General features: G+C 44.6%; 2 protein-coding genes. One reads left to right on the top strand and one right to left on the bottom strand.

The window, feature by feature from the left end:
- The coding region (locus A3729_RS07385) for a dihydrodipicolinate synthase family protein (protein WP_197475657.1) at positions 1-397 on the bottom strand (397 nt) is incomplete at its 3' end.
- A 179-nt stretch (positions 398-576) separates the two neighbouring features.
- On the opposite strand from A3729_RS07385, the gene A3729_RS07380 reads away from it, so the two are divergent.
- A partial coding sequence (locus A3729_RS07380) for a glycine cleavage system protein R (RefSeq protein WP_068633526.1) occupies positions 577-1,050 on the top strand: 474 nt, incomplete at its 3' end.

Below are 1,050 nucleotides of genomic sequence, written 5' to 3'. Positions count from 1 at the left end.
AAAGAATCTGATCAATTTCTACTGCTTCAGCAATCGCTTTATGATGAAGGTATAGGCCTTCTTGAGTAGGCTTGTTGTAATATGGCGCCACCAGCAAGCATGCATCAGCACCAAGCTTCTTAGCTTCACGCGTGAGTTCAATAGCCTCTGAAGTAGAGTTTGCGCCTGTGCCAGCGATAACAGGAATTCTTCCAGCAATACGTTTAATTATATGATCGATAACGCTGCAATGCTCTGCAGGGTCGAGCGTTGCAGACTCACCAGTGGTACCAACAGCAACAATAGCATTAGTTCCTTTTTCGACATGGAAGTCCAGCAGGGAATCCAAACGTTCCCAATCAAGACTTCCGTCTTCAAACATGGGCGTTACCAGGGCAACAATGCTGCCTTCAATCATATTGATCTCCAAGAAAATATCTGCGCACTTTTTACTCAAAAACAGATACTGAAACGGTACAAAGTAAAAACAATCGCGTATGTTAATGCCGAGATGGTTTTTTCACAAGTAAACATGCCTTACTATATGGCAAAGAAACAAAAATATCGTCCAACAACCCACTCAACTAAGGCGAAATTATGGGCAATACAGATCACAAACCAAACTTTTTGGTTATTTCTTCTATTGGCACCGACAAGCCAGGTATCGTTAATGAGCTAGCAAAAGCCTGCTCGACCAACCAATGCAATATCATAGACAGTAGAATGACAGTGCTCGGGGGCGAATTCGCCGTGATAATGATGGTTTCCGGCGCTTGGGATGCTATAGCAAAACTTGAAGCGAGCCTACCAGCACTGTCCGAGTCACTTGGTCTTACCACCACTGCGAAGCAAACACAGCAGCGGGACAGCCACCCTGCACTAGCGTATACGGTTAGCGTTGTTGCATTGGATAACCCGGGTATCGTTCACGAGATTGCACAGTACTTTTCCTCTCAGAATATAAACATTGATGATTTGCAAACCGGAACCTACAGTGCCCCGCACACCGGTACACAAATGTTTAATCTATCAATGACAATTCGACTGTCAGCTGATACTCACATTGCTAGC

The sequence above is a fragment of the Oleiphilus sp. HI0043 genome (genome assembly GCF_001634935.1).
This window is presented reverse-complemented; position numbering and strand designations above follow the sequence as displayed.